Annotated in this window: 29 protein-coding genes; 16 read left to right on the forward strand and 13 right to left on the reverse strand. The window is 43.1% G+C overall.

The features are described from left to right. Positions 1-47 precede the first annotated feature (47 nt). The 6 genes from MNR06_RS13600 to MNR06_RS13625 all read left to right on the forward strand — a co-directional run bounded on the left by MNR06_RS13600 (position 48) and on the right by MNR06_RS13625 (position 4887). The gene (locus tag MNR06_RS13600) at positions 48-1184 is read left to right on the forward strand and encodes a hypothetical protein (protein ID WP_243536906.1); all 1137 of its coding nucleotides are present in this window, start codon (positions 48-50) and stop codon (positions 1182-1184) included. A gap of 297 nt (positions 1185-1481) precedes the next feature. Continuing rightward, positions 1482-2537, forward strand: a complete 1056-nt coding sequence (gene hppD / locus MNR06_RS13605) for a 4-hydroxyphenylpyruvate dioxygenase (protein WP_243536907.1) — start codon at positions 1482-1484, stop codon at positions 2535-2537. 4 nt (positions 2538-2541) lie between these two features. Further along, entirely contained in the window at positions 2542-3726 is a 1185-nt protein-coding gene (gene ribD, locus MNR06_RS13610; protein ID WP_243536908.1) for a bifunctional diaminohydroxyphosphoribosylaminopyrimidine deaminase/5-amino-6-(5-phosphoribosylamino)uracil reductase RibD, read from the forward strand. A gap of 51 nt (positions 3727-3777) precedes the next feature. Further along, positions 3778-4212: a PspC domain-containing protein gene (locus MNR06_RS13615; protein ID WP_243536909.1), complete on the forward strand. Its 435-nt coding sequence runs from the start codon at positions 3778-3780 to the stop codon at positions 4210-4212. A 5-nt stretch (positions 4213-4217) separates the two neighbouring features. Continuing rightward, a complete protein-coding gene (locus MNR06_RS13620) occupies positions 4218-4634 on the forward strand; it encodes a hypothetical protein (RefSeq protein WP_243536910.1) in 417 nt (138 codons plus the stop codon). Position 4635: 1 nt separating this feature from the next. Further along, a complete protein-coding gene (locus MNR06_RS13625; RefSeq protein WP_243536911.1) occupies positions 4636-4887 on the forward strand; it encodes a hypothetical protein in 252 nt (83 codons plus the stop codon). On the opposite strand, the gene MNR06_RS13630 is transcribed toward MNR06_RS13625, so the two are convergent. Genes MNR06_RS13630 through rfaD form a run of 3 tightly spaced genes read right to left on the reverse strand, consistent with a single transcriptional unit; the run spans position 4879 to position 8390 of the window. Continuing rightward, positions 4879-5667: an RNA methyltransferase gene (locus MNR06_RS13630; protein ID WP_243536912.1), complete on the reverse strand. Its 789-nt coding sequence runs from the start codon at positions 5665-5667 to the stop codon at positions 4879-4881. The two genes, MNR06_RS13625 and MNR06_RS13630, sit on opposite strands and share 9 nt — an antisense overlap. A 1-nt stretch (position 5668) precedes the next feature. Next, a complete protein-coding gene (locus MNR06_RS13635; protein WP_243536913.1) occupies positions 5669-7408 on the reverse strand; it encodes an aromatic amino acid hydroxylase in 1740 nt (579 codons plus the stop codon). A gap of 13 nt (positions 7409-7421) precedes the next feature. Beyond that, complete coding sequence (gene rfaD / locus MNR06_RS13640; RefSeq protein ID WP_243536914.1) at positions 7422-8390, reverse strand: ADP-glyceromanno-heptose 6-epimerase; 969 nt, start codon at positions 8388-8390, stop codon at positions 7422-7424. 159 nt (positions 8391-8549) lie between these two features. On the opposite strand from rfaD, the gene MNR06_RS13645 reads away from it, so the two are divergent. Together MNR06_RS13645 and MNR06_RS13650 are read left to right on the forward strand one after the other, a co-directional pair. Further along, complete coding sequence (locus MNR06_RS13645; protein WP_243536915.1) at positions 8550-10151, forward strand: S41 family peptidase; 1602 nt, start codon at positions 8550-8552, stop codon at positions 10149-10151. Beyond that, on the forward strand, positions 10148-10789 hold the full coding sequence (locus MNR06_RS13650; protein WP_243536916.1) for an alpha/beta hydrolase: 642 nt from the start codon (positions 10148-10150) through the stop codon (positions 10787-10789). The genes MNR06_RS13645 and MNR06_RS13650 overlap by 4 nt, the downstream gene beginning before the upstream one ends. On the opposite strand, the gene MNR06_RS13655 is transcribed toward MNR06_RS13650, so the two are convergent. Continuing rightward, entirely contained in the window at positions 10773-10967 is a 195-nt protein-coding gene (locus MNR06_RS13655; protein WP_243536917.1) for a hypothetical protein, read from the reverse strand. The genes MNR06_RS13650 and MNR06_RS13655 overlap by 17 nt on opposite strands. Before the next feature lie 200 nt (positions 10968-11167). Continuing rightward, positions 11168-13024 (reverse strand): hypothetical protein, encoded by a 1857-nt coding sequence (locus MNR06_RS13660; protein WP_243536918.1) that lies wholly within the window; start codon positions 13022-13024, stop codon positions 11168-11170. A 125-nt stretch (positions 13025-13149) separates the two neighbouring features. Here MNR06_RS13660 and MNR06_RS13665 point away from each other — a divergent pair, with 125 nt between their 5' ends. After that, on the forward strand, positions 13150-13776 hold the full coding sequence (locus tag MNR06_RS13665; RefSeq protein ID WP_243536919.1) for a hypothetical protein: 627 nt from the start codon (positions 13150-13152) through the stop codon (positions 13774-13776). 155 nt (positions 13777-13931) lie between these two features. Here MNR06_RS13665 and MNR06_RS13670 read toward each other — a convergent pair whose 3' ends face one another. Further along, positions 13932-15098, reverse strand: a complete 1167-nt coding sequence (locus MNR06_RS13670; protein ID WP_243536920.1) for a hypothetical protein — start codon at positions 15096-15098, stop codon at positions 13932-13934. 2 nt (positions 15099-15100) lie between these two features. Next, on the reverse strand, positions 15101-15628 hold the full coding sequence (locus MNR06_RS13675; protein WP_243536921.1) for a peroxiredoxin: 528 nt from the start codon (positions 15626-15628) through the stop codon (positions 15101-15103). A gap of 61 nt (positions 15629-15689) precedes the next feature. Here MNR06_RS13675 and MNR06_RS13680 point away from each other — a divergent pair, with 61 nt between their 5' ends. Together MNR06_RS13680 and MNR06_RS13685 are read left to right on the forward strand one after the other, a co-directional pair. Continuing rightward, a complete protein-coding gene (locus tag MNR06_RS13680) occupies positions 15690-16460 on the forward strand; it encodes an exodeoxyribonuclease III (protein WP_243536922.1) in 771 nt (256 codons plus the stop codon). 9 nt (positions 16461-16469) lie between these two features. Beyond that, entirely contained in the window at positions 16470-17027 is a 558-nt protein-coding gene (locus tag MNR06_RS13685; RefSeq protein WP_243536923.1) for an FxsA family protein, read from the forward strand. Between the two features lie 11 nt (positions 17028-17038). Here MNR06_RS13685 and MNR06_RS13690 read toward each other — a convergent pair whose 3' ends face one another. Further along, positions 17039-18259, reverse strand: a complete 1221-nt coding sequence (locus tag MNR06_RS13690; RefSeq protein ID WP_243536924.1) for a penicillin-binding transpeptidase domain-containing protein — start codon at positions 18257-18259, stop codon at positions 17039-17041. A 226-nt stretch (positions 18260-18485) separates the two neighbouring features. On the opposite strand from MNR06_RS13690, the gene MNR06_RS13695 reads away from it, so the two are divergent. From MNR06_RS13695 to MNR06_RS13705, 3 genes are all read left to right on the forward strand, one after another. Beyond that, positions 18486-19121 (forward strand): TetR/AcrR family transcriptional regulator, encoded by a 636-nt coding sequence (locus MNR06_RS13695; RefSeq protein WP_243536925.1) that lies wholly within the window; start codon positions 18486-18488, stop codon positions 19119-19121. 66 nt (positions 19122-19187) lie between these two features. After that, positions 19188-19532 (forward strand): hypothetical protein, encoded by a 345-nt coding sequence (locus MNR06_RS13700; protein WP_243536926.1) that lies wholly within the window; start codon positions 19188-19190, stop codon positions 19530-19532. A gap of 499 nt (positions 19533-20031) precedes the next feature. Then, complete coding sequence (locus tag MNR06_RS13705; protein ID WP_243536927.1) at positions 20032-20403, forward strand: TraR/DksA family transcriptional regulator; 372 nt, start codon at positions 20032-20034, stop codon at positions 20401-20403. A gap of 387 nt (positions 20404-20790) precedes the next feature. Here the strand turns inward: MNR06_RS13705 and MNR06_RS13710 are convergent, their stop codons facing one another. Then, positions 20791-21294, reverse strand: a complete 504-nt coding sequence (locus tag MNR06_RS13710; protein WP_407933224.1) for a GAF domain-containing protein — start codon at positions 21292-21294, stop codon at positions 20791-20793. A 17-nt stretch (positions 21295-21311) separates the two neighbouring features. Next, on the reverse strand, positions 21312-22028 hold the full coding sequence (lexA, locus tag MNR06_RS13715) for a transcriptional repressor LexA (RefSeq protein ID WP_243536929.1): 717 nt from the start codon (positions 22026-22028) through the stop codon (positions 21312-21314). Positions 22029-22221: 193 nt separating this feature from the next. Here lexA and MNR06_RS13720 point away from each other — a divergent pair, with 193 nt between their 5' ends. Next, on the forward strand, positions 22222-23523 hold the full coding sequence (locus MNR06_RS13720; protein WP_243536930.1) for a polysaccharide deacetylase family protein: 1302 nt from the start codon (positions 22222-22224) through the stop codon (positions 23521-23523). An 89-nt stretch (positions 23524-23612) separates the two neighbouring features. Here MNR06_RS13720 and MNR06_RS13725 read toward each other — a convergent pair whose 3' ends face one another. Further along, positions 23613-23930, reverse strand: a complete 318-nt coding sequence (locus MNR06_RS13725; RefSeq protein ID WP_243536931.1) for a hypothetical protein — start codon at positions 23928-23930, stop codon at positions 23613-23615. A 116-nt stretch (positions 23931-24046) separates the two neighbouring features. Next, entirely contained in the window at positions 24047-24271 is a 225-nt protein-coding gene (locus MNR06_RS13730) for a hypothetical protein (protein ID WP_243536932.1), read from the reverse strand. 179 nt (positions 24272-24450) lie between these two features. Between MNR06_RS13730 and MNR06_RS13735 the strand changes: the two genes are divergently transcribed. Continuing rightward, positions 24451-25341: a M14 family zinc carboxypeptidase gene (locus MNR06_RS13735; protein ID WP_243536933.1), complete on the forward strand. Its 891-nt coding sequence runs from the start codon at positions 24451-24453 to the stop codon at positions 25339-25341. A 305-nt stretch (positions 25342-25646) separates the two neighbouring features. On the opposite strand, the gene MNR06_RS13740 is transcribed toward MNR06_RS13735, so the two are convergent. Continuing rightward, on the reverse strand, positions 25647-26606 hold the full coding sequence (locus tag MNR06_RS13740; RefSeq protein ID WP_243536934.1) for an aldo/keto reductase family protein: 960 nt from the start codon (positions 26604-26606) through the stop codon (positions 25647-25649). Positions 26607-26615 lie beyond the last annotated feature (9 nt).

A 26615-nucleotide genomic window follows, 5' to 3' on the forward strand; every position in this document is an offset into this window, starting at 1 on the left:
TAAATTTCGAACTTGATCAATAAACATGGCAGAAGCATTATTTTGCCATGTTTAAATTTTTATTCTTATTTTCAATTATTTCCTTAAAATCCTTCGCTCTTGAATTGCCATTGCCAGTGGGCCATCGCGAAGCCTTTATCGCTAATACGGGCGTAGCGATGCCAGAATCCCCAGGGAATACTTTGATCAACCCGGCAGGATTGGCTTTCCGTGCCTCTGATAAAACCTCTTTAACCGTCAGCGGTAACGCCATTGCTAGACAAGAGTTTACAATTCCGGGAGTGGCCGTAGAACCTGAAGAGATCGCAGTCCGTCCTCTAATAGCGGCCGGTATTTATCCCGCAGATCGCGGCAGCAAAGCGATTTTCATTAGCAGTCCATTAACCTATCAAGTTGTTGCAGCATCAAATTCAGAAGCGGCCGGGGTTCTTACCAAAAGCATCGTACGCACTGAAAAAACAGATTTAGTGGCGGGCGTTTCCTATGCGCGACCTTGGGAAGGCAATGAAAATGTGGCTTTGGGAATCTCTGCGGGTGTTTCCACCGTTTCAGAAAAAACCCATGGCTATACGACAAGCTCCCAAGCAGGTGTTTCTGCAGGTACTCGCTTCATTCAAGCGGATGCAAAGACCAACTCTGTTTTCGTTGTCGCTGGTGTGATGGCGAAAGTGACGGATCGTTGGAATGTTGGGGGATCGTTAGGTTTTTCTCCGTTTAAAATTTCTTCTAAGGGAACAGCGATGGCGAGCCTGTTAACATCCGATGACCCGACAAATATTCAAGAAGAAACGATTGATTTTGATCCGCAAACCAAAGGGGAAATCTCTGCGCGCATGGGTCAAGAGTTGCGCCTAGGGGAAAATAATTTTTTGAATGTTGATGTTGCTTATCAATCAAAAACAGAGTCTGAAAACTATGCGGGCTCTTATGAAACAGCCGCCGCATGGACCTATGCTGTGGGTTTTCGTATGGATGCTTCTGAAAACATCAAGCCTATGCTTGGTTTTGCAAAGAACACATCGGAACATTCAGATACTGATTTAATCACGTTGGGTGTTGCTTTGCCTGAAAGAAATAACGAATTCATTATCGGCGCATTTCAGTTAAATAATCGCCCCCATGATGAAGCGGAAGGTTCATTAGCAACCTACGGAATTATTTTTTCTTCCAACGTAGAGTACTAAAGCAAAATCCAGATGATATCTTTAAGCATCCCAATGACGACGATCGAAGCTATTCCGATCATATAGTAGTACCAAGGTGGTTGTTTGTATTTGGGAGGCCTGCTCATATTTACTTTTTCGGATCGCATAAACAAATCTTTAATTGTTTGTTGGTAATTTTGAGCTTAAATGTGTTAACTGATTTGGGTCCCAACTATCTGATATTACTGAAATTCTTCAAGCTTGAATAATGTCTGAAATGCGGCTACTGTCTGTGGGTTTAAATAATCTAATGATTACTCTGACTTAGGAGGAAGTATGGCTCAATATTCTGAGCAAAATCCAGTGGGCCTTGATGGCGTCGACTTTATTGAATACTCAGGACCCGACGCCCATTTCTTTGAGCAAGTTTTCAAACGTTACGCCTTCAAAGAAGTTGGTCAAGTTCACGGCAAAAACATCAAACTTTTTCGCCAAGGTGACATTAACTATATTTTAAACTGTGAACCGCAGACGTTCGCGACTGATTTCGCGAAGGCTCACGGACCCTCTGTATGTGCTACTGGTTTCCGCGTAAAAGACGCGCAACAAGCTTTCGAAACGGCGGTAGCACGTGGTGGCCGTCCTTACGAAGGTGACGATCATCACCGTGGTGCGACCCCATTCCCGGCTATCTATGGCATTGGTGATTCTTTGATCTATTTCATGGATCAAAAAAACCAAGACAAACTTTATAACGAAATCTTTCAAGTAAAAGAAGAAGACAAAGCTCCTAAGGGCGTCGGCTTCTTAGTTATCGACCATTTCACCAACAACGTACCAAAAGGTGAAATGGATAAGTGGTGTGACTTCTATACGAAAGTTCTTAACTTCCGTGAAGCTCGTTACTTTGATATCCGCGGAGCTAAAACCGGTCTTCTTTCAAAGGTGATGAGATCACCTTGCGGTAAGTTTTCTGTACCAATCAATGAACCGACTGAATCAAAATCTCAAATTCAAGAGTACTTGGATGAATATAAAGGTTCAGGCATTCAGCACATCGCTTTATTGACGAACGATATCGTTGATAGCTTGGAAAGCTTAAAAAGCAGCGAGATTCAATTTTTGACTCCACCTCCGCATAGCTATTACGAAATGTTGAATGATCGCGTACCGAACGTGTCTGAAGATCTAAATCGCTTAGAGAAAAACGCGATCTTGGTTGATGGTGATGCTCACGGTTACCTTCTGCAAATTTTCACTAAGAATACTTTTGGTCCGATCTTTTACGAATTGATTCAACGTAAAGGTCACGATGGTTTTGGCGATGGAAATTTCCAAGCGTTGTTTGATGCTATCGAGCGCGATCAAAAAGAACGCGGTTATTTAACTTAACAATATGGAACATATCCATCACATCAAACCACCGGCAAGAGGAACAAAGCTTTCACCTGAATCGGCAATGCGCTTAGCGATCAGTGAAGCTTACAAAGGGGCGACGAGAGTGAGCCCCAATCCTTTGGTGGGTTCTGTCGTGTTGGATGCAAACGGCGGATTTTTATCTTCTGGCTATCATGAATTCTATGGTGGCCCCCATGCTGAAGTGAACGCGCTTAAAAATCTTTCCAATGAAGAACTGCGCGATGCTCATGTGTTTGTGACCTTAGAGCCCTGTGCCCATGAAGGAAAAACACCGTCATGTGCAAAGATGATGGCTAAACTTCCTTTAAAAAAAGTGACCTTCGGATTGATCGATCCAAATCCTCTAGTTGCAGGGCAGGGCGCGGATATCTTGCGCGCTGCTGGAATTGAAACCGAAGTTTTTTCTTCAAGCGACGGCAAAGAAGATCACGAAATTAAAATTAAACTGGAAGAAGTCTGCGAAACCTTTCTTTGGAATTTCAGAGAGAAAAAAGTTTTCGTCGCTTTAAAAATGGCTTCAAGCCTTGATGGACAAGTTGCTTTAAAGTCAGGTGAAAGCCAGTGGATCACCGGTCCTGAATCCCGTGAATATGTGCACTACATCCGTGCTTGTTATGATGCGGTTCTAGTGGGTAAAGGCACTGTGCAGTTTGATAATCCTTCGCTTAACATCCGTCATCCTGAGCTTGATAAGCGCAATAAGGTGGTAGTTTTAGATGCTGAAGCAGATCTTCTTTATAAATATTCAGAGCTAAAACTTTCGCAAGTTCACGCTAGTGGTGATGTGTTCTGGTGTGTGGCGGAAGATTTAAAAGAAGACGTGACCAAGAAACTTTCTAGCTTGGCGTTGGCGCCAAAAGTTTTATTCATCAAAACTTTGGTGGGCGGTGAGCTCGATTTAGAAAATCTTTTGGCACAACTTTACGTTCAAGGTTTGCGTTCAGTGATGGTGGAAGGTGGTGCGTTCACCGCCAGTTCCTTTGTCAATTACCAGCTTGTAAATCGACTTTATCTTTTCCAGGCTCCTATGATTATGGGCTCTGGGGGATCACGTTCTTGGACTGAAACCCTTCGAATTCCGACCATGAAAGAAAAGATTCACATGAAAAATCCTCGGTATTTAACCTTCGGAACTGACTTCATGGTGACAGGAACCTTTTAAGCTTTCTGGACAAATAAGAATTCGTACACAAACTTAAGTTAGTACGGAGATATGATGAATCAGGAAGCCTTTTCAGCAAGCAAATCATTCACAGCCAATTACCGTTGGACTCGGGCACCCGATGGGGCCTTAGCGGGAGTTTGTAAGGGCCTAGGTACAGCCTTAGGTATTGAAACTTGGATATTGCGCGTCATCTGGATTGTAGCAATTTTATGGTTCGGCTCTGGCGTGTTGTTTTATTTGATCCTAGCAGTGTGTTTACCTCGGGCAGATAAGCTAGACCAAGCTCTAGATGGCAAGGTTCTTGGGGTGTGTGCTAGAATTGCTAAGAGATACAGCATCGAAGTGGGGCTGGTAAGAACCGGCTTTGTGTTTTTGGCACTGATCACTTTCGGGGCTGCGATCCTGGGTTACGGCCTTTGCTATTTCTTTGTTCCTAAGGCTGATGAACCTGCAAGTCGCTCAAAGAGCGCAGGAGTCTTTTAATTGTTATGGGTGATGGTAGTAGTAGCGGTAAGTCGCTGGTTCAGTCCCTAAAAAACGAATGGTCTTTATTCTGGGAAGCCTTCCAAGGCGACGCAGAAACTAAAACGCAAAACGCCTTCGAAACTGGAAAGCTTGAAATTTTATCGCTGGATGAAATCCGCGATATCACAAAAGCCCTTCTTCAAGATCGCAAAAAAATAAATCAAAAGATGGAATCTCTTTATAAAGAGATCGATTTGAATTCGGCAAAACTTGAAAGTCTAAGACTAGTCGGTGGCGAAGAAGAGCCGGTTTTGAATCGGATCAATGAACTAAGTGACTTGGGTCAAAGCATGTCCAATGCCCTTAGCAAGCTTGATCAAAAGCTTAAAGAGTTCCGCGATAAAGAAATTCAAATTCAAGAAGATCTAATCACTACCTAAAATGACGTGGCTGTTGCTGATTTCTATTCCCGCAGCAGCCCACCTTGTCTTTAGCGGCAAGGTTGAAAGCCTTCAGAAAAATCAGTTGCAGGGTAATTATCTAGTTAGCTTTGATACGTATTCAAAGCCGCTCATGGTCGACAGAGGTCCGCTATATAATTGCGTACGTGATGGTTTAAGTTCACAAAAAGATATCGAGTTTTCTTTTGATGTGAAGCTTGAAAAGATCGTGACCTGCAAGGCGTTACTGTAGGTCTTTTTTCTGAAAGCTCTTCCATTCGCGCAGCTTGCGAATACTTTGTTGTAAGACTGTTTCTAAAATCACCAGTTCTTTTTTAGTCGGAGTATTTTGTAAAAGCATGCGGCGAAGAACTGTGTAGACGTTGATCTTTCTTTGGCGGGTTAAATCAAAACCCATTTCTTCTAACCATGTTTTTAAAGTCACATCGGGATCAATGCCTTTAATGCCTTGAGGCGCGCGACGCAATTTTTCGCCATCTAAGCGAGTGCGATTGCCACCCCATAGTTTTCTTAAAGAAAACATTCCTAATAAAGTCGCCTGGGCTAGGTTCAAGCTCCAGTTTTCGCCGAAGGTTGGAAGGCAGGCGCAGAAATTCGCATGTTCAAGGTCATCCGCTGATAACCCCCAGTCTTCGGGCCCAAATACTAAGTGAACAACGAAAGGCGTTTCGCTTTCAATTTGGAATTGCGGGGCATGGTCAGAAATGTCGTTAAGAACTTCATCAATGTCACGCACCTGACGACCTTTACCGTCGCGGGCCGTGAAGCAGATCTTTATGCTTTCCGGTTCTTTTTCTAAAAATTCATCCCACGAAGCATAAGTGGTACGATTTTGTAAACCCGTTTGGCCAGTGGCCGCCGCTTGTTGAGCTTCGTACGTAATTTCGCACGCAGGATTTACTAAGATCAGATTATCACAGCCCATGTTGCTCATAGCGCGAGACGTGGCACCGATATTTCTTTCATAAATCGTGCGAACTAAAACAATTCGCACCTCAAAAGGACGCTTCATTCTAAGGAACTCCAACTAGGGCCAGGCCTTCATCAATAAGGCCTTTGGTTTTTTCATCACGCTGTGAAAGGCGTGAAAGCTCGTTTTCAAGCTTGGCTTTTAATGCAGAGTCTTTAGCACGTGCATGGATTAATTCCAAGGCTTCCAGATTTAACAGCCATTCTTCATGGAAAAATTCCTGGTGGTCGGCCATAACTTGCTCAATGGCTTGGCTTAAGGCTGCGCCTTGTACGCCGCTTTCACGCACTTTGCGAAGATTCCCGAAGCTTTGGTGGCGTGAAAGTTCTTTGGCAGAGTATTGAGGGACTGGAACGCGTTTAGCGACGAAATCCGAGGTTTCTCCGTAAGCTTCACGGTCTGCAGCACCTCCGAATACGGAAGTCACTTTAGAGCCGATGGCCATATCGTAGATTCCCCATTCAGGCGCGAATAGAACACGATCGCCTAATTTTGCTGTGGCATTTTCTAAAGCAAGAAGGATCGTTTTACCATCAGTGACTCCACGGCCTTTAACTTTTCCTTCAACCACGACACCTGAAACGAATTCAAGGCGGACGGTGTTACCTACTTGGACTTTTAGGTCTTGCCATTCTTGATCGCTGAACGTAGATGGGCATTTGGACGGATTTGATTTTAAAAATCCAACTGGGGTTCCAAATCCATGGGCGTGATACGATTTATCGTGGCCCGATAGTTCCTTGTCTTTGTAATTAAGTTGGCTGGGGCCTTCAAAACGTAAGTAAGCAACTTCACCATTGGCAGTGATCGCTTCGGTGATAACTCCTGAAATTTGAATTCCGGAATTCAGTTCAGCCGTGTTCACCGACTTAGCTTCGATGGCTTTATTTAAACCCTTTAAGCCGCCCACTTTGAACGCCATTTGTTCAGACATTTCATCTAAAACTTTCGATAAAGTTTCAAAGTCAGGTGTCACAAATAACTGAGGTTGCGGTTCAGTGATATCGTAAGTGGTCTTAATGCAATCGACTGTCAAAGGAAGCTTTTTTACTTTTTGAGTTAAACACCACTTAGCTTCACCCACACTTGAAAGAAGACCCGCGCCGAAAATTTTTGGATTATCAAGTGTTCCGATCAATCCATATTCAGCAGTCCACCAATTCATGCGCGAAAGTTCTGAAGCTTCTGAAACATGGGTGATACTTTTGCTTACTTCATCCAAAGTCTGTTCAGCAGCCCTAATCTGTTCTTGCGTAGAGGTTGGATTTTCTTTGATATCAGAAAGTTCACGAATTGCTTCGTAAAGATCCAAATCTTCCTTGCTGATGATGGCTTTCTTCGCCACTTGCGCATAACGAGTTAAGTAAGCAGAAAATTCTGGATGAACTAAGATGGGCGCATGGCCTGCGGCTTCGTGAACGATGTCAGGCGCAGGAGTATAGAGCAAATGATCCAAAGTGCGCATATCAGATGCGATCGGTAGAACACCCAAAGCTTGAAGTTCCATAAACGCTGCTGGCGGAATGAATCCGCTGACAGGTAAAGCGCGCCAGCCGAATTTTTGCAGCTTTGCGCTGATGTCTTCAATGCGTGGAATGCGCTCAACGTTGATGCCGGTTTTTTCTAAACCTTCTGCATAACATTCATGGGCGTGTTTTGATAAGAAGGCGCGAAGTTGTCTAAGGATGTAACGCCACACTGCTTGATCTACAGGAGTGTATTTTTCGTAGTGCTGTTCTACGACGTATTTTCTTAAGTGAGGCGGTAAAAAATCAGTCTCCATAAATCATTCTTCCTTAAAGCGATGGATCGTCTTTAGAAAGATAGTTTTGCACATAATCGGCAACTGCTTTTTCTAAAGGCCATTTTGCAGGACTCATTCCTGCTTTTAACCACTTGTCTGTTTTTGCTTCCGTGAAATACTGATATTGTCCGCGAATATTTTCAGGCATTTCCAGCCAATTGATGTTCATGTCTTTTTTCATCGCAGAAAAAACAGAGCCTGCTAGATCAAGCCATGTGCGCGGTTTACCGAAACCCATGTTGTAAACACCGTTAGCTGGTTTTTTGTCCATCAGTTCAGCCATCCAACCTGTGACGTCTTTAACGTAAACAAAGTCGCGCATGAATTCGCCATCTTTGTATTTCGGATCAGCGGATTTAAATAGGCTTAAAACGCCCGTGCTGTTGATTTGGTTGTACGCTTTAAAAGCAACGCTGGACATGGCTTCTTTATGGTATTCGTTTGGACCGAACACATTAAAGAACTTAAGCCCATACCAGTGCGGAGGAGTTTTCGTTTGTTTTAATGCCCAACGGTCAAAAAGAACTTTGGATTCACCGTAAAGATTCAGGGGACGAAGTTTTTCTGGATCCGTCGTATCATCAAAACCAAGTTCACCAGCTCCGTAAGTTGCGGCACTAGAGGCATAGATCATGGATTTTGAATGCTGCGTGCACCATTCAAAAATTCTTTGCGTGTAGTAAGTGTTGTTTTCCCAAAGGAACTCTTTGTTGGTTTCTGTCGTTGAAGAGCAAGCACCCATGTGAATAATCCAAGTCACATTTTTCTTTGCTTCATCACTGTCTAGGAAAGCCCAAAGCTCATCTTTTAGCAGAAATTTTTTGATGGATCTTTTGGCCAGAAGATTTCTTTCAGAAAGAGAAACTGAATCCACGGCAACGATATCGGTGACTCCTTTTTGGTTGAGTTCCCATACCATCACACTGCCAATAAATCCGTTTGCACCAGTAACTATAACCATAACTTTTCACTCACTTTTTCTGATATTTTCAACCTATTACAAGGGGGGCTTTTTCTCAAGGGAAGGGGGGCCGTGTTAGACCCCTAATCAGTCCAGAAAAAAATTCCAAAAACCCTGGAAAATCACTGTCTAGTTGGAACTAATTCGATCTGGGGCGGCATGGGCGTTGCTCAGGAATGTCACCAGTCGGAGGACGTTCACGTGTTTTATTCCCCTCGATTTTTCTTAGTTTCATTGTTGGTATTGGCCGTAGGGGTCAGTCTTTCATTGTCACGTGATTGGGGTTCTGCAAAACCGGCGAAGGTAAAATCCTCTGAGGCTTATTGGGCGGAAACGAACCTAGGCCCTGAAGCCCTTGAAGATCTGCTGCAAGATCAAACTTGCTCTAGTTCAGAGCGCTATTTTCTTGCTTGTGCGAACTCTGTTTTGACTGTTGCCAATCGTTATAACCTGAGTGTGAATGCTGACGGTAAGCTCGTCGACTTATCTCAAGCTCTGTCCACCGACATGAGTTCTGAAAAAAACCAACTGACTCCGTGGAAAGAGCTTTTTACGGCTGAAAATCGTAAAGCTTCAAAGATTTCATTTTTAAATTTGTGGAATGAACTTGAAGAAAAGCACATCGAAGTAAATCAAAAATCTATGATGGTGGGGTTGGGACTTAACGGCTTTATTTCTGTTTTCAGGGATCCTCACACGTATTTGATGCCAGTATCCCAGTTCCGCGAAGTGGTTTCTAAGGCTGACAATCGCTCTACTTCGCTAGGTATTACCTTGGGTCCTTGGCTTGGCAATTTCGTCGTTCGTAAAGTGACTGAAGGTAGTGCCGCAAAAAAAGCCGGAATTAAAAAGGGCGATATCCTGCTTGCTATCAACGGTAAAAAAACCAAAGGTCTTTTGCATGCTCGCATCAGTGAACTTTTAAAGGGCGAAGTCGGCGACTGGACAACTCTTGTTTACATGCGGGACGGTGAAGTTAAGAAATCCAAACTTTTAAGAAAAGAAATCACTGTTGCCACAGTTTCTACGCAAATCATTGAAGGCATCAAACCTATTGGCGTTATCAGCATTAATAAATTTGCGAAAGGTGCCTGCGAAAAAGTAAAAGAATCTTTGACCCTGGTTAAAAAATCCCACGTTCGCGGTTTGTTGTTGGATTTGCGTGACAATCCAGGTGGCCAAATGGAAGAAGCTGCATGTATTTCTGGATTGTTCGTTGGTGCAGAAAAGAAAATTTTTGAAGTTCGCTACATGGAGCCAGAAAAAACTCCTGAAGAATATTATGGCGGCGAAGAGCAAATGTTTGATTTGCCTATGGCTGTTCTTATCAACGCAGGTTCTGCAAGTGCGGCGGAAATCGTTGCTGGTGCTTTGCGTGATTTGAATCGCGCGGTTTTAGTCGGCGAAAGAACTTTCGGTAAGGGTTCTTTCCAAGAGGGTGAATTCTGGTCGCAAAATAAAAAGATCGCGTTGTTTGAGACTAAAGGTTTCTACTATCTTCCTTCAGGACGCTCGCCACAAATGCGTGGGTTAGAACCGGATGTGACTGTGCAATTTGATAATATCGCAACAGCACGTGAATCTGATCAGTTTATGAATCCATTAAGAGCACCAGAAAGAAAAGTTCGTTCGTTGGATACTTTGCTTTCAAGTGAAGACTGTTTGGATTTAGAAGACGGGGAGTCTTCTGAAGACGTGCAACTAGTGAAAGCACGCCAGGTTTTATTTTGTACAGGATCTGTTGCGGGGGCAGGACTATGATTTCAACTCCATTATTTAGGCATAAATTTATTCCGGCAAAAAAGAAATCCGATTATTTAATGATCGTTCTGCACGGGCGTGGCGATAGCATTAAGCCTTTTTATTCATTCAACGATGAGCTGAACATCCCCGAGATGAATTATCTTTTGCTGAATGCTCCAAGAAAATTTATGGACGGATATACTTGGTATGGAGAGCCGCCATTTCAAAGTAACGGTGTCCTTAAAATCCGCGAAAAACTTTTTGATTTGCTGAATGATTTAGAAAATCAGGGCTGGAGCAGTGAGAAGATTTTCTTATTTGGATTTTCCCAAGGCTGCTTAATCAGCGCCGATGTGGGTTTGAACTATCCTAAGAAATTAGGTGGCGTTGTTGGTATCAGCGGATATTTTAATTTCTATCCCCGCTGGCGTAATAACTTGTCATTCGAAGCAAAGCGCACCCCATGGCTTTTCACCCATGGGCACCAAGACGATATTCTTCCGTTGGAAGAAACTAAATATGGCGTTGAGAAATTAAAAGACGCAGGTCTTGCAGTTAATTGGGTTGAAATGAACAAAGACCATTCCTTACAAGAGGAAGAGTACCCTTTGATCAGACGCTGGGTGCGTGACCAATTAGCTACTTTTGAGCCTTAACGCCTTCTAAAGAGGGTGCATCGGTCCTACCGGCCTTTGGCACCTCTACATAGACTTTTTCAACAATGACTTTGCTGGCTTGGGCTGCTTTAGGTCCTAAACCTCCCATGGCCCAATAGACAAATCCCAATGTAATTATGGCTGCTATGGCTGATGAAGTATAAATCAATATCTTCATCGGCTGCCCCTGTACAGACGTACAACAATAGATCCCATGAAATTCCCCCTGAAGAGGTTCTTATGCAAGTCCATGCCATATATGAGCTGCAAATAGGAATCAGACGGACGTTGATGGATTTGACAGCGTTTATTGTGTGAACATCCGCCTTCGCTGGAAGCTACGGCGGACGAGTCCCAAACTGAAACATTTAAGAAATATTAAATTGATTCGCTGTTTTCTTCTACCAAGCTTAGCAACTTCGCGAACAAATCCATTTTTACGGCTGGACGGCTTTGAAGCTCGCGATAGTAGCGACTTACTGGCACTTCTGGGTTGCCGTTTTGTTCAAAGACCAAGCGGTCGATGATTTTTTGGATTTGCTCCATGGATAAGCCCTTTTTCTTTTCAGAGATGATTTCTTCAACCATTTCAATCAGAGCGTTACCCGTGATGCGTTTGTCGGTATTTAATTTTTCAGAGCGTTCGCAAATGCCTTTAAGAATGCCTTCTGGTTTTTGTTTGCCCGCTGCAACGTTAACCAGTTCGCGATAGGTCTTTTGGAAGCTTTCAATGTGACGACGTTGTTTTTCGCCCATGCGTGCGTCTTTAGCTTTCGCAAAGCCAGAAAGGATTTTTTTAAAGAACGTATTTTCAAGCATCCAGCGTTTATCAAATGGCAGCGGACTTTCTGAAAGGAACTGTGGATATTCGCGCATGATCGTGCGCATGTTGTAAAGGGCTGCGTGGTTCACACCGTCAGCCACTCTTTCACTAGATCCACTGATTTTAGCGCGTTCAAAGTAAGAAAACTCTTTGTCGAATTTTTCAAACAAACCTGGTTGCGCAAAGATATTATTTCTTTGAGTTTCGTTAAAGCCCATACGGTAAAGGATACGATTTGCTCTTTTCGCATCGAACAGTTCGTTAAACTTTTCTACTTGCGGATGGTTGGCAAACTCACGCAATGGCTTTTTCTTTTTAGTTTTTAGGTAATCCACCATTTGCACAAAAACCTGCACGATCAATCGCGCCTTTTGTTTTTGTTCATTTAAGTTGGTAGAGAATCTTTCAATATCATCATAACGATATTTATCGTGGCGAATACCGAACTGACGTACACTGCCGTAGTCGATGATACCCGCATCTGCTAATACGTTGTCGCCGTCCCAATCAAGCCAAGCAAAGATATAATCAATATCAAGCTGGGCCGTAAACTCTGCAAAGGCTTTACATACGGCACTTAGCATCTCGTCGTATTTTGCCATGCCTCTGGCAGTGATGTTCCAAGCTTTGTTAGAGATCTGTCTTTCGATCAGATAATCAGTCGCCGCTTTCAGGGTTTCGTATTTTTCTTGTTTTAAGTATAAGAACAAATGGGCAGGGCGGATTAGGTTTTGCGCAGCTCTAACACCGATGCCGTAGCCTTTTCCTAGGTCAATCACGCACAACATGCGTTCTGTTTTTAAACCTTGCAGATGCATGATCTCTGCTAAAATCGAAGCGCCAAATAGCTCATCGATTTCAGCAAGACCACAGCCATAACCGAATTCAGTGCCACCAGTCTTTAACGGCTTTTTTGCTTCAACTGCACCCGGAGCTAAACAGGTCACACCCGTTCCGCGACTGGAAACGTCCCATGTGATGCCACGGTGATAGACTGTTCCGTTCCAAATCCCGCGGCCGTCACCAGAAGTTTTACCTTGTTTGTTTGCGTGTTGAAGTTGCAAATAGCGAGTGGCCATGTAGCGGTGGGGGCGGACAGTTTCAGGATCAACTCTTCTTTGCACAAGTTCGTCGTATTCATTAATGATTTGCAAAGAGAAAGTTTCAATCAGTTTATTTTCTAGGTCTTCCGTCATCTGATTTGGATGATCCGGAGGAATCAGTCCCATTTCTTTCGCGAGAATGAAGTTGAAGTATGCGACTTTACCGGAACGCAATTCGCGCACTTTGTATGAAACATATCCGTCAGTGACTGCATCCATCCACGGATGAACTCCGTTGATTTGATCGAAAGATGAATAAAAGTTTGTCGATTCTTTTAATTTGCGAGCGCCACTATGTTTCATCGTCATGGTGTTTCCACACTCCTTGTAGAAAAATGAGACACTCTAAATATCGGCAAACTTTAGCTGCACTTTAATATTAAGCCCTAAAATATTTCTTCCGAATACTGGACTGGACATTGTAAGGGGTTTTCATGAAAACATCTGGCGTTCTTCTTCTAGTGCTGCTGTCGACATCTTCCTTTGCTGTAAAGAATGAAACCGCAGGGAAATTGCTGCGCCCTGAATTTCTGCAAGCTCCACCTTGTGATCAACGCCCGGAATTCCTTACAGATATGCGGGCAGAGTTTGTTAGCAACCTTGCAAGCCTTCCGGAAACAGTTCTGGTGGCCCGTAATGCCGAATTTTATGTTGAAGGTGAACAAGCAGGAGTTCCGCTTAAGCTTCACGGCTATCAATCCTTTTTAAGATCTAACTCTGAAGCTGAGGTGCTGTGTGGAAATTCTGCGGATACAGTCAGAAACCGGTTTGCGCTAATGGCTCCGACACTTATTGATACTCATGAGAAAATGAAGGTGGGCCAAAGTCTGTGGCAATTTCAGATGATGGCTGAAGGATCTAAATTTTCATTTTGGAATTTGAAAAGTAGAACGAACGGAAAGAAAGAAAGCTTAGAGGCTTGGTTAAAAAATTCGGGCGCGAATTATAAGATTTATCAGCGATCCCATGACGAGTACGAATTGTTGATTGTTAGAAAAGACAAGACGGTGACTCAGTATTTGTCGATTCGTTACGATGCCGTTAGCAGAATCAAGGATTAGCCGTTGTTCTTTTCATCGCCCTGGCGAACGTCTGAGTAATATTTAGTAAAGCTTAGTATCTGTTCCATTAGATTCCACTGTAGAGTTTTTCTAATGGACTACAAGGTAAAAAGCCAAAACTGGATGGTAATTGGCAAAGAAGTGATCTTTAAGTTTTAGCTAAAGATCACTGCGGCAAACCCGCCAAAAGGTGTGCGAAGGTTAGTAACCTGACCTTGATATAGTCTAGCAACAATTAGCTGCAAGCGCCCCTGATAAGCATAACAGCGCAGATCAAATTTAAAATCTTGAGGCCCGTTCGGCGTTTCAAAATTCTTTTCCGGCGCTGGAATGTATTCCTGTGCGATGATGTCTTGATCGATGAGTTCTTTAAATACTTTATTACTTACCGAAGCACCCTTATAAGACTGTTTTGAACCAAAGGCGTTCTTTGGTTTAAAGAACAATGTCTTACGTTGAGCCCAAAGTTCTTCAGCGTTTTCAGAGCGTAGATCAAATGATTTGGGTAAAGCCGTGCGGAGCAATTTTAGTTCGTTATTAGAAAATCCATGGGATTCTAAAAATCCCGGTTGAGCCCAATCGATAAGACGTTGCTTATCCGCCAAAAGAAAATATTCGTAAGGGTTGGGCGACAGACAGACTTTTTTCGATAGATAACTTTCTTTAAGCTCAGTGCTGCTAGCATCATTCAAAAAGAAATCTGTATAGCGGTTGTAGATGAAGTCAGGTTTAAAATCTTTAAAAGTGTCGCGGTAATCCAGAATGCGCGAATCCCAACCCCAGGATTTGAAAAGTTCATTATAGACCAAGAATTCAACAAACAATCTTTGTTCCGAAGGTTTTTCATCAATGATTGCTAAGGGCAAGTTCGCGGCGACATTTTTACCTTGAAGCTTCAGTTCTGTTTCGATGCATGAGCGAATTTCATCCATTGTGAAATCTGCAACCGGCTGAGGAAGCCCTTTCATCTTATACATCTCTGAACCCAGTGCCAGGAATGCGGCATTGGTATTGATTTCGATCAATTTGAGGTTTTCATTTTCGTCTAAATGAAAATCGTAACTCATCATGATTGATTTGTTGCCAGGATCGGTAAGACCTTTTTCTTGAAGCAGGTTTTTATAATGATCGCGGTAACTTTGTTTTTCACGCATTGAAAATAACAATGAAACAACGTCTTGGGCTTGCTTAAGAACGGGTGAAGGAAGTTGAACCGAAAAAGGGGAAATCAGATTTTCAGCAACAATTGTTTCAAGGGGCTCGTTCTTAAGCCCCGGGAAAGATGTTCTTAGTTGCTGAATAAAATCTGATTTCAATTCCATGATTACTTCAATGGAGTGATGTACATGTCACCTTTTTTCCAGCCAGCTTGGCAAAGCTCTCCGGATTGGCAACCTTGAAGAACGCGCAAAATTTCTTTTGCATCACGGCCCACAGAAGTGTTGTGAATTCCCATGTACTGAACTTTTTGATCTGGATCGATGATGAAAGTGCCGCGAGTCGCGATACCGCGGTCTTCAAACAAAACACCGTAATCTTTAGCGATGCGTTTTGTAAGATCGGCAATAAGTGGGTAACCAAGGTTACCAAGATCATCGCGCAACCAACGTTTGTGTGAATGTACGGAGTCAACGCTGCAGCCAAGAACCACTGCGCCAGATGCAGTAAATTCTGCTAAATGTTCACGGAACTGAGTTAATTCAGTGGGGCAAACAAAAGTAAAATCTAGAGGATAGAAAAATAAAATCACCCATTTCCCTTTGTAGTTGCTTAGGGAAATATCTTTTACTTCGCCTCCGTCAAAAACAGCTTGGGCATTAAAATGAGGCGCGGGTTGATTAATCATTGGCATAGCACTTTCTCCTTGCATCTGCTATTTATAGTGACGCTGAACCGAAACACAAGGAGAAACTGTGAAAATCGTCTCTTGGAATGTGAATGGAATCCGAGCTTGTTACAAAAAAGGTCTAATGGATTTCGTGAACAGAGAAAAGCCAGATATTTTTTGTGTTCAAGAAACTAAAGCTCACATCGATCAAGTTGAGGACGAAGCACGTAAACTTGCTTGGGAATATTCTTATTGGTCTTCGGCGATTAAAAAGGGTTATTCAGGTGTGGCAACGTTCACACACGTCGAGCCTAAAGCAGTTCAGTATCATTTTAATAGTATTCCTGATTATGAATCTGAAGGCCGCATTGTCATGTCTGATCATGGGCCCTTTGACCTGTACAATATCTATTTTCCTAATGGAGGTTCTGGTGAAGAACGCCATTTATTTAAACAGAAGTTTCTTAAAGATTTGTATGCTCATTTAAAAGAAAAATTACAGACGGGACGCGAAGTCGTTGTTGTCGGTGATTACAATGTGGCGCATGAGTCCATTGACGTTTATGACCCTATCCGCATGTCCAAGGTGAGTGGTTTTTTCCCAGAAGAGCGTGCATGGTTTGATGATTTTGTCGATTTAGGCTTTATCGACACCTTCCGCCATCTTAAACCAACCGAAGCGAAGCGTTACTCATGGTGGGATTACCGCACTCTAGCAAGGGTTTCAAATCGCGGATGGCGAATCGACTACATTTGTATTTCAAAAGGACTTGAGAAATATCTATCTTCGGCAGATATTCTCGATCAAGTTGAGGGTTCAGATCACTGCCCTGTAGTAGCGACTTTGGACCTCTAAAGGAAAAATATGTTGGCCATTCCTTTCCCACTTTTTATCGCTGAAATTATTATTTTTATTTTCGCTTCAAAACAGTGGGGATTTTTAAATACTTTGGGTCTTTACCTTCTGCCGTGTTTGTTAGGTCTATTTATTGTAACGACCTTGGGGCGAATGGCGATTCTAAGCTTACAAACTTCAGTTTTGCGTGGGCAGTTGCCAGCATCAAAAATCCTTCATTCCGGCGCGCTTTTTCTTTCTGGGTTGCTGTTTTTAATTCCATCATTTTTTGCCCGTGTCGTTGCCTTGGTTTTATTTTTACCGGGTCTAAGACATTTAGCGGTGTGGAGATTTAAACTCTATATGGCCAAACAAATTGCGAAGGGTGCCAGCAGCTTTAATTTCTCCGGCGGACCTTTTGGTTTCGGCGGGGGCACGGGTGGATTTAAATACTATTCAAGTCGCCAAGGCTTCGGTCAGCAAAACGGTTTCGGCGAACAGAATGAAGAACGTGAAGTTCGTGAGGCTGAAGTTTTAGATGTGACTCCGTTAGAGATCACGCACGAGAAAAAAGAAAAGGGGCCGTAAGCCCCTTTTCTTTATTTGGTAGAAGAGATCACTCTTCCTTTTGATTGATTTGCTATCACAGGTCCAAAATATTTTCGGAACATGCTTTGTCCCAAGTGGGCTGACTTCACTGTCCAGAATTTCTTATTCACAGTGATGGCAGCGACTGCGATCTTGCGCTCATCATCAAGAGCATAACCTACGAACCAGTCAACACGGCCGCGTGGGTTGTCGCCAGTTAAGTGGCCGGTCTTTCCACCCATTTCGATTTCTCTGAATTTGCGGTCTTTAGTAATTGGTCTAAATGAACGGCGAGAGGTTCCTGCAACTACGGTGCGCTCCATAAGCTCACGCACTTTTGCAGCAGATTCCTTGCTCATGATTTCGCCGTTAGTTAGCGTGCTTCCGGTGTAAAGTGCTTCGCCTTCAAGGCCCTTCACTTCGTCAACTAAGTAAGGAACTACGACTTTACCGTCGTTGGCTACAGACGCTGCGATCATCGCGCCTTGAACTGGGCTCATGCGGTTCGTTTTGTTGTAACCAGACGCAACCTCAGCCATTTCAAAGCCTTTTCCTGGAGGAACGTAGGCAACACCCATTTCAACCGGGAAGTCTGCTGGGATTTCCTGATTGAACATGAAACGGTTCGCGTAATCGTTCAGATCAGCAGGATGAAGGTTTTCGATACTTAAACGACCAAAAGCCGTGTTGATGGATCTTGCGAAAGCGTCTTTAAGCGTGATTTCGTGGGTCCAACGAGTGACTTTGTCAGAAAGAACGTTCTTTTTATATAAAGTGTACGCTCCGCCGTTGTAACGAATCTTGTGTTCAGGGGTTACACCAGCTTTATCAACCGCTGCTGTTGCCGTAACAACTTTAAATACAGAAGCGGCAGGGAAGGTCGCTTGCAAGTTCAGGTTCGGAGCCTGGGGATTGTCGCGTTGATAACTCGACATCGCCAGAACCTCGCCCGTCATTGCATCAATCATAAAGATGGCGCCGTAATCTGGGCGGTATGACTTCAGTAAACGGTCGGCTTCTTTTTGCAGATTTTCATCAATAGTGTATTTCAGGCTGACGTCTTTTTTGTCGCCATCCCAATCTAACTGAATCTTTTCAGGCAATTTATTTGAACGAACGTTTTCACCCAACGCTTTTGCAATCAATGTACGTTGATCAAGTTGAGTTTGAATTTTTCGATTGGAAGGGACTTCCTGACTTTCTGAAGCAGTAAACCCTAAAAGAGAATACATACCAAATAAACAAGCTCCAGAAAATACGAATAGTTTTAATAACTTACTTTTGTTTTTTGCGCGCATTATTTGATGGTAGCACCAAATTTTCAACGCTTTCAAGGCCATTCTCGAAAGAAAACACTCTAAGAGCCGCTCCTTGCGCTGTTTTGACGGCCTCTTGACTGGGGAGTTCCTTCGTATTCTTTAGTGACTCTCGAATGAACATAGACTAAAGACTAAGTGCATGAAGACCAAAGAACGAATTCTGCTCACTTCCGTCGATCTCTTCAATCGCAGTGGTGTTGTGGCTATCACAACCAATCACATCGCGAAAGCCATGGATATCAGCCCTGGAAATTTATATTTTCACTATGACAACAAAGAAGAAATTCTAGTTGAGCTTTTTAAGCGCATGGCAAAAGAGACTTACGATGTTTGGCGTCCGCGCCGTACACGCAAGGTGACTCCTTTGGAATTCATTAGCGAGAATTTTGAACTTTACTGGCGCTATCGCTTTTTCCACCGTGAGATGTACGCCCTTCGCCGCAAAGACCAGCAGCTTGCTAAAATGTGGCGCGCCCATATTCAGAAAATGATGAAGTTGATGGTCATCTTGTACCGTCAATGGGTGAAGGACGGCAAAATGGCTAAGATCGACGAAGTTTCAGAGATGCAGTATATCGCTGAGTCGCTTTTAGCAATGGCAACGACCTTCTTGCAGTTCTTTGAATCCGCTGAAAAGCAGCCCGGTAAACGCAGTATTGAACGTGGAAAGCACCACGTAGCGCGTTTGCTTTTGCCTTATACAGCTGGCGAAACAAAGAACGAGTTTGAAAAATTTATTAAGTCCAAGCCAAAAACGTCACCTGAGAATCAATAAAACCGGTTTATAGCAGGCAAACTCTTTGCTTTAGTGCCAGTCAACGTGAGTGAAAGGCTGGTGCTAATGAAGTCTGTTGTCGCATTTATCTCGATCATCTTGTTTGCTTCCCAGTCTTTTGCTGCTTCTGAGTGCGCGCAATTAAAAGCCGAACTAAAGCAAATGCAAACTGCACAACAGCAGATCATGGCAAGTCTTGTGAACAATCACGAATCATTTGCTTCCTCTATGGAAGAGTACTCTTCAGTTGTTCAAACTTCTCAAGGTTCACAAATTAAAGGTGTTGCTGGCGAAATGAAAACATCAGCACAAGCTTTCCGTACTCGTGGAGTTCAAGGTAAGAAAATCGCGAAGAAGTTGAATGATGCTTCTACTGATTTACTTGCACGCGTGGCTTCTTGTTTAAAATAATTTTCTAAAATTTTATCGAACGCTCGGGGGAGAGTTCGTGTTTTCTTTGAAGGCGATCTTCTTTGTTGAAGATCGCCTTTTGCCATTTGTGTTTTTGAGGTTTGTCGTTCGACAGCCCGAGAGTCGCGCCAGTTGTGAGTTTCATGTCTCATAAAGAGATAAATGCGGCCAAATTCCAGTAGCTCTTTTGTTTTCAGAGTGACGGCGCTAGAATATCTTCCGGCGATCAGAGTGGTCGCTTTATTAGTTAACGCATTGCAAGTTTGAGTTTTGGTGGAAATCCAATTTAAGAATTCATGTAAGATTCTGACTCGAGGCTGATTTATTGTGGACGATGGCGTCGGCGCATCCATGACCGCATCTTGATATTCGTTAGGATTTCCAAAGATTTGTTTAATTTTAAGTTAATGTAAGATTTTTTTCTTGCAAAACTTACACGGCTAGAACTTAATAAGTCAGTTCCAAATTGGCACTCAAGCTGGAAGGAACGGGGGGCACTATGGCTATCTCTGAAAAGCTCATTGGTGAATGCAGACAGAAGCTTTTGCAATCGAAGCAAGACATTCTAAATAGAGTGAAAGAGGCTCGATCAAACCTGGATCAGAACGAAGAAAAGGGCGGTGATGAAGGGGATCAAACTGCTCGCGTACTTGCTGAACAGGAATTCCTAAGCATGCACGAAAGACTTCGTTCGCAATTGATGGAAATCGAAAGCGCTTTGGCGCGCATCGAAGGCGGATCATTCGGCTACTGTGAAGAAACAGAAGAAGAAATCGAACCGGAAAGACTTCGTGCGATTCCTTGGACTCGCTTAAGCATCGAAGGTGCTGAAATCCGCGAATCCATGAATAAACGCTACGCTCGCGGTTAATTGGCTTATATTTTCTCGAGGGGTTAAAGGGAATGTTGCTTCGTGCAGCGTTCCCTTTTTGCGTTTTGGAACTGGGATTTGGCTATCGAACGAGGGTCTTGGATTGTGGGAAGGGCTACTTCACTTCCCCTTCTGCGTGGTCACGCCATCTGGGCTCAATCGCCGCCGCAGCTTTGCTGCGGTTCGCGCCATCGTGGCGCCGGCTAAGGCCCACTCCGAATGAGAAGTGAAGTAGCCCTTCCCACAATCCAAAACTGTTCGAAGTCAAAATCAGTCGAAATGCAACAGCGGCGCTTTGCTGGCCGGATTCACTTTAATACTAAAATATAAAAGAATTTAGCTTTGTTGGTTTTTTGCTGGATTCTTTCGGACTGAGAAGTGCCAGAACTATGTGAAAGAGTCTGGCCATTCTGTTTTTTGGATCAGTGTTTTTACTATTTCTTCTAGGTGTTTTTGATCAACTTCGTCGAAGCGATTTAGCACTGGAGCATCAATATCTAAAACACCTAGTACTTTATCATTCATGATAATTGGAATAACTAATTCTGATTTCGAATTGCTGTCGCACACGATGTGGCCTGGAAATTCGTCGACGTTCGGTACTAGCAATGATTTTTTTTGTTGGGCTGATGTTCCGCAGACGCCTTTGCCCATTTTGATTCTTGTGCAGGCTGGTAGGCCTTGGAAGGAACTTAGTAAGAGTTCTTCTTTGTGATTTAGATAGAAGCCTACCCAGTTAATTTGTGGGAGATGTTGATTCAATAGGGCTGATAGGTTCGCTAGGTTTACGAACCATTCTTTTTCTAGGATGCCTTCTGCTTCACTTTTTAGTTCTTTGTAGAACTTTTCTTTGTCTGCGTAATTTATTTTTGCTGGTGTGTGCATGGGCATAGCCATAGCACACATTTTTAAAACTTACGAATGAGTCCTACCACGATTCCGCGGATTTCTACTTCGTTTGGCTCGTACCACATTGATTTCATGGTGCTGTTTGATGGTCTTAGTTCCACCATGTTGTGTTTGTCGCCTTCAGGGCGTGGGCGGATGTAGATTCGTTTTACCGTGGCTTCGTTTTCTACTGTGGCTACGACGATGTCGCCGTTGCTTGCGGATGTTTGTTTTTGAATAAGGATGATGTCTTCGTCAAAAATGCCATCTTCGATCATTGAGTCGCCTTGCACTTTTAATGCGAAAGACTTTGATGGGTTTCTTACCATTGATGGCGGTACATCTACGAATTCGTCGTGTTTTAATGCTTCAATAGGTTGGCCTGCGGCTACTTTCCCTAGAAGGGGAAGTGACAGGATCTCATCACGGGCCTGGAGGAGCTGTGAGCGAGGAGACCCTGTCGTCGTCGAGACTTTTTTATGTAGTTGATCCTGCACAGCCGAAGCTGAGTGGAGCACCTGGATCGCTCGTTTCTGGCCTTGGGGATTTTCGATATATCCCTTGCTTGTTAATTGTTTCAGATAGTTCTGAACCGAATTGAACGAAGCCAGACCGAAATGATCCTTAATTTCTTGATATGACGGAGAAACTCCTGAACTTAAGATATGGCTCTCGATAAACTCGAGGACCGATTTTTCTTTAGGCGTCAGTGGGGGGAGGGGCGTTTTTTTCGTCATAAGTTACATATGAACTTACAGTGTAAATAATGTGTAAGTCAATACTGTATTTTAAAATTATTTTGGGGGTCCTGCGCTAAGCCACTAGGGCGACGTAAATTGTCCTCTGTCTACTCTACAGTCATCTATCACAATATGTTTGCCACCCTAAAGCGGTTAGGCACTGGAACGCCTTTTGTAAATAAACTCCCGTATGAAAAAAGCCAATTTTATTTATAAGACTGCGTTGCCCCTATTTTTATTCATTACCACAACAATGGCGGCGCATGCGCATGGACCACAAAAGGAAATCAAAAATCTAGATGTGATTCAAAAATATTCTGCCCTTATGAAGGGCATCGAGAATAGTAAAAATGCCGATGAGTTCGATGGCTATTATCACCAATTAAGTGACTTATTTGATAAACCTGGATCTAAATCTTCAGCTGCAAAACTTTGCAGTCATTTAAACTCTCTTTCTATTGGCGAGTTAAAATACCTTGAGGATGCGATCCAAAGTTCAAGTTCTTTCGCTGACGATTGCAAAGAACTTATTCTAGCGAAAGTTGCATTTAGTAATAGTTGGTCTACCGATGCGTTGGAATTAAGTATTCAAACTATTAAAAAAATCCCGTTTGAGGAAAGAGAAGTTCCTGAAATGACGGTTAAGCCTGACGGAACAATCAGGCCACTATTTAGCGGGAATCTTAAAGACAAAGAAATCATGTTAACTTTTGATGACGGTCCATCTGCAGCAACTCCTTACATTTTGGATGCTCTAAAAGCTGCCGGCGTAAAAGCCGCATTCTTCCATGTAGGCAAGCGAGTAGTATCTGATAAAAGCGATGGCCCGTCTCAGAAAAAATTGAAAGAAGAAAGAAAAAGCATTCTTAAGAGAATTCTCGCTGAAGGCCATATTTTAGCGAACCATTCTTATTCACACACGAATGCGATGGGTTCGAAGAATTTAAAAGGCAATTTAACCAAAGACTATTTTATGTCCGAATTCGTCGGTGGCCATTTAAGTCTGTATCGTGGCGCTGGCTATGTGGATCCTTTTTTCCGCTTTCCAAATGGCGATCAGAACAATGTAATTGCGCGCGAAGTTCGCGATGCTGGTGTTAAAATCTTCCATTGGACACTTGATACTGAAGACTGGAGATTTAATGCGAAGGAGCTGTCTATCGCACAGAGAAACAGGTCTGTGCTTGATACTCTAGTTAACGGATTTAAATCATATAAAAACGGCATCATGTTAATGCATGATATTAATATGCACTCGGCTGAGGCGCTTCCGGGTATTCTGAATTATTTGGCTAATAACGGCTATAAGGTTGTTTTGATGAAGCCTAAGAATCGCAATGTTTCTTCGCCAAGTTATTTACCGGTTATTTCTGAAGCGACAAACTATCTTTGGAAAAATCATTTGGATGATGCTGATGTTTATCCTCCAAGTCCTGACGACGCCTACAAATATCGCTCACGCATCGATTTCGATCTGATGTTCGGACGATAAGATTTGACCCCGAAAAACAAAAAGCCAGTAAGAAAACTTACTGGCTTTTTTATTCACAGCAGCACCGAAGCGATGGTGATTTGGCGCGCCTACTGTAGGCAGCTTTCTACTTCTCTCTGCGCGTAGTTTGATAAGTTCAAACTTACTTTGCCGTTCGAATCCACTTCAGAATAATACAATTCAGAAGCATCACTGATTCGTTCAATCAAACACGCCTTATTCACGCGATTGGCTTCGTAGCGCACCAAGCACAAACGATTGCGCAATGAGCAGCGGATTTCTTCAAACGTCACAGCACTTTGTTTTTGATTCAAATTCTGTAAAAGAAGTTCTTCTTCAGCATTTGATAGAAAAGCGAATGCAGAAGGAGCTGACAGCAGCAGAGAGATTGTAATTAGAAACTTCATAGAGCCCTCCTTGTTGGGAACTAGCTTCAAGCTATTGTTCTAACAAGGGGCCTATGATTAGTAAAAGACATAGAAAGAATTCAGATATTCATCTAACGAATAATACTGAAGTCGATTTATTCAGCGCGAACGCATTCTTTTTTGGACTCTTCACAACCAGGCTTCGTGATTTCGGCCACGATGGGTTGTGCCTCAGAGGCAATTTGTCTCGAAATGACCACGTTCGGTGTGGTGTTTTTCGCATAGCTTATAGGCGCCATTGAGCAGTTTTGATAAAACAGTATTACTACTGGATTTATCACCAACATTGCTACGAAACTAAAACCGCCTCTTTGAACCATCGGAGCCTCCAACTGAGTCCTTAATGTCACACCCTTTACATTACGGACGAAAGGCCTTAAGACTTTAGTCAGTTTCACAATAATTCTGTGGGAACATGATGTATTCTCAAACTGGGGCGCATAAAAAGCTGCTTTCTCATCTTGAGAGAATCCACAGAGCTGGTGATAATAGGGATGTGATGACGAGGTTTTTTCAAACTACATTATTTATTCTGATGTTCATGTCAGCCGGATCAGCGTTAGCTGAATTTTCTAATTTGCAACAGGACTGCATGAATGAACTTAAAAAATTCCCCGGCGCTTGGGATGATAAGCTTCTTAAGCAAGCATGTGACAGGGTCGCGGTGAAATCACTTTGCGTAAGTGCAGAGGGTCGTCCTATTTTCCATTACGAAAAAATGTCGACCGCGCCCGGTGCTAAGAAGGTGATCGTATTCAGTCTTATACACGGCGATGAAACGCCAGCAGGAACTGTTGGTCGCTACTGGATGGAAAGATTAGAAGGCATCGATCCACGCAATTCATGGAGAGTGATCCCAGTTCTAAATCCAGACGGTGTAAGATATAAGACCCGCACTAACGCGAACAAGATTGATATCAACCGTAACTTCCCAACAAAAGATTGGGCTGCGGGAGCTATCGAAAACTGGAAGCGTACAACAAAATCAAATCCAAGAAGATTCCCGGGCAACGAAGCCGCCTCAGAGCCGGAAACTAAATGTGCTATGAATCACTTAGAGGACTTCCAGCCAGACTTCGTCGTATCAGTTCACACACCGTTAAAAGTTTTAGACTACGACGGACCAAAAATAAGCGCGCCACCTAAGTATGATTATCTTCCATGGAAATCATTAGGCAATTACCCAGGAAGTTTAGGTCGCTATATGTGGTTTGAAAGAAATACTCCAGTACTAACAATGGAGCTTAAAGAAAGTTTACCAACGAATCTTGCGCCCTTCGAAAAACTGCAAGACATTATTGGAACACTTGTGAATTTCGAAAAAGAACGCAAAGCCACCAAATCCACAGCAACACCTACAACAATGCTGCCGGTAGCCTTAGAACACTGATAAATAAAACGAAGGCGATAAAATAAAAAATCCACCGAGAGGTGGGTTTTTAAAATGGAAACAGGATATGGATACATTCCACATCCTGTCTCGGACGACTCTCGAAATTTCTTTTACGAATCTGAGATTTCTCACTTCATCGTTTTTTAGATCATCGAGAGATCGTTTCTATTTACAAGTTCATAGTACACCCAAAAAAAATATTTGGAGCAGCCAGTGCTAACAAGCATCAATTTTTAGACGATTTTGTCCAGAAAAGCCCACGTTAGATATGAAGACAAAAAACTAAACTAATGCCCTAAGACTTAGCTATAAGAAAAAAGCTTTTTGATCTTTTCATTCATCTCTGCCGATAAAGAAATTTTCAATGAACCCAGGTTCTCTTGAAGTTGTTCGATGCTGGTGGCTCCTAAGATCACGCTGGATACACCAGGTTGCGCATTTGCCCATGCAAGAGCTAATTGAGTGCGCGAGCATCCCAATTCATCAGCTATTTTTTTGAAATCAATCACGCGACTGATATTTTCATTCGTATAGAACTTTTCTTTTAGCCAATCGATTCGCGAAAGGCGGCCATCGGTGACCCCTTGATCGTATTTACCAGTAAGCATTCCTGAAGCAAGCGGGGACCAAGTTGTTAAACCCATGCCGTGTTCCAGCGCTTTGGGCTGAACATCTGTTTCGAAAGCCTGACGAGCTAAAAGACTGAACTGCGGCTGTTCTACTTGAGGTCTGTAATAACCCCAGCGATCGCAAATATCCATGGCTTCTTGAATTTGCTCTCCGGTCCATTCGCTGGTTCCCCAGTAAAGAATTTTTCCGTGGTGAATAAGGTCATCCATAATACGCACAGTTTCTTCGACCGGAGTTTCAGGATCATAACGATGACAATAATAAATATCTAGATAATCAGTGCCGATTCTTTGCAGACTTTTATTCACGGATTCCAAAACATGTTTGCGGGAAAGGCCTTTGTCATTGATGTCGTCGCTCATCGGCCAGAAAACTTTTGAAGAGATCACAAGTTCATGGCGGGGGAAATCTTTTAAGGCAGAACCCATGATGCGTTCGGATTCACCTTTGGCATAAATGTCGGCTATATCAAAAAAGTTAATTCCGTTTTCGTAGGCAAGCCGCAGGATGCTGCGAACTGAAGTGAAATCTTTAACGGTCCCACCAAACGTAGTCCATCCGCCAAGTGCATACGAACTTAGTTTAAGTCCGCATTTTCCAAGACTGCGATACGGCATGTTGGGATGAAACATAAAGGGCCT

The organism is Bdellovibrio reynosensis, assembly GCF_022814725.1.
Lineage (GTDB): Bacteria > Bdellovibrionota > Bdellovibrionia > Bdellovibrionales > Bdellovibrionaceae > Bdellovibrio > Bdellovibrio reynosensis.

Bases quoted from the DNA above. Each gene is read 5' to 3' on its own strand.
- MNR06_RS13725 (WP_243536931.1), bottom strand. From the start codon at position 23,930: ATGAAGTTTCTAATTACAATCTCTCTGCTGCTGTCAGCTCCTTCTGCA.
- MNR06_RS13630 (WP_243536912.1), bottom strand. From the start codon at position 5,667: ATGAAGCGTCCTTTTGAGGTGCGAATTGTTTTAGTTCGCACGATTTAT.
- MNR06_RS13600 (WP_243536906.1), top strand. From the start codon at position 48: ATGTTTAAATTTTTATTCTTATTTTCAATTATTTCCTTAAAATCCTTC.
- MNR06_RS13655 (WP_243536917.1), bottom strand. From the start codon at position 10,967: ATGAAGATATTGATTTATACTTCATCAGCCATAGCAGCCATAATTACA.
- MNR06_RS13675 (WP_243536921.1), bottom strand. From the start codon at position 15,628: ATGCCAATGATTAATCAACCCGCGCCTCATTTTAATGCCCAAGCTGTT.
- MNR06_RS13685 (WP_243536923.1), top strand. From the start codon at position 16,470: ATGTTGGCCATTCCTTTCCCACTTTTTATCGCTGAAATTATTATTTTT.
- MNR06_RS13665 (WP_243536919.1), top strand. From the start codon at position 13,150: ATGAAAACATCTGGCGTTCTTCTTCTAGTGCTGCTGTCGACATCTTCC.
- MNR06_RS13730 (WP_243536932.1), bottom strand. From the start codon at position 24,271: ATGGTTCAAAGAGGCGGTTTTAGTTTCGTAGCAATGTTGGTGATAAAT.
- MNR06_RS13690 (WP_243536924.1), bottom strand. From the start codon at position 18,259: ATGTATTCTCTTTTAGGGTTTACTGCTTCAGAAAGTCAGGAAGTCCCT.
- MNR06_RS13670 (WP_243536920.1), bottom strand. From the start codon at position 15,098: ATGGAATTGAAATCAGATTTTATTCAGCAACTAAGAACATCTTTCCCG.
- MNR06_RS13625 (WP_243536911.1), top strand. From the start codon at position 4,636: ATGACGTGGCTGTTGCTGATTTCTATTCCCGCAGCAGCCCACCTTGTC.
- MNR06_RS13650 (WP_243536916.1), top strand. From the start codon at position 10,148: ATGATTTCAACTCCATTATTTAGGCATAAATTTATTCCGGCAAAAAAG.
- MNR06_RS13710 (WP_407933224.1), bottom strand. From the start codon at position 21,294: ATGCCCATGCACACACCAGCAAAAATAAATTACGCAGACAAAGAAAAG.
- MNR06_RS13620 (WP_243536910.1), top strand. From the start codon at position 4,218: ATGGGTGATGGTAGTAGTAGCGGTAAGTCGCTGGTTCAGTCCCTAAAA.
- hppD (WP_243536907.1), top strand. From the start codon at position 1,482: ATGGCTCAATATTCTGAGCAAAATCCAGTGGGCCTTGATGGCGTCGAC.
- rfaD (WP_243536914.1), bottom strand. From the start codon at position 8,390: ATGGTTATAGTTACTGGTGCAAACGGATTTATTGGCAGTGTGATGGTA.
- MNR06_RS13720 (WP_243536930.1), top strand. From the start codon at position 22,222: ATGAAAAAAGCCAATTTTATTTATAAGACTGCGTTGCCCCTATTTTTA.
- MNR06_RS13645 (WP_243536915.1), top strand. From the start codon at position 8,550: ATGGGCGTTGCTCAGGAATGTCACCAGTCGGAGGACGTTCACGTGTTT.
- lexA (WP_243536929.1), bottom strand. From the start codon at position 22,028: ATGACGAAAAAAACGCCCCTCCCCCCACTGACGCCTAAAGAAAAATCG.
- MNR06_RS13740 (WP_243536934.1), bottom strand. From the start codon at position 26,606: ATGTTTCATCCCAACATGCCGTATCGCAGTCTTGGAAAATGCGGACTT.
- MNR06_RS13695 (WP_243536925.1), top strand. From the start codon at position 18,486: ATGAAGACCAAAGAACGAATTCTGCTCACTTCCGTCGATCTCTTCAAT.
- MNR06_RS13615 (WP_243536909.1), top strand. From the start codon at position 3,778: ATGATGAATCAGGAAGCCTTTTCAGCAAGCAAATCATTCACAGCCAAT.
- MNR06_RS13660 (WP_243536918.1), bottom strand. From the start codon at position 13,024: ATGACGATGAAACATAGTGGCGCTCGCAAATTAAAAGAATCGACAAAC.
- MNR06_RS13735 (WP_243536933.1), top strand. From the start codon at position 24,451: ATGACGAGGTTTTTTCAAACTACATTATTTATTCTGATGTTCATGTCA.
- MNR06_RS13700 (WP_243536926.1), top strand. From the start codon at position 19,188: ATGAAGTCTGTTGTCGCATTTATCTCGATCATCTTGTTTGCTTCCCAG.
- MNR06_RS13635 (WP_243536913.1), bottom strand. From the start codon at position 7,408: ATGGAGACTGATTTTTTACCGCCTCACTTAAGAAAATACGTCGTAGAA.
- MNR06_RS13705 (WP_243536927.1), top strand. From the start codon at position 20,032: ATGGCTATCTCTGAAAAGCTCATTGGTGAATGCAGACAGAAGCTTTTG.
- ribD (WP_243536908.1), top strand. From the start codon at position 2,542: ATGGAACATATCCATCACATCAAACCACCGGCAAGAGGAACAAAGCTT.